This is a genomic window from Sedimentibacter sp. B4, assembly GCF_000309315.1.
In the GTDB taxonomy this organism is placed as follows: Bacteria; Bacillota; Clostridia; order Tissierellales; family Sedimentibacteraceae; genus Sedimentibacter; species Sedimentibacter saalensis.
Window position 1 is genome coordinate 1 of sequence record NZ_CANG01000536.1, and the last position, 213, is coordinate 213.

Genomic DNA, 213 nt, shown 5'->3' on the forward strand with positions numbered 1-213 from the left:
GACCATTCTGGGGCTCGCCCACGAGCGGCTGGTGCCCCTGCCGGGGGTGTTCGTCGCGCCGACCGTCGCTGGCATGGACGAGCCCGAGGAGTTCTACCAGACCAACGAGATCACGCGACTGCTGGCCCTGAACGCCGGGGCGACGCCGGTGCTGCTGCACGCGCCGGTCCAGCCGGCGGAGGCGCTCTACGGGCTGCTCCAGGAGGATCCGGG

Annotated in this window: 1 pseudogene; it reads left to right on the forward strand. The window is 72.3% G+C overall.

Features of this window, described 5'->3' with window-relative positions:
- A pseudogene (locus tag BN358_RS27735) lies at positions 1-213 on the forward strand (RNA polymerase subunit sigma-70); the annotation flags it as partial.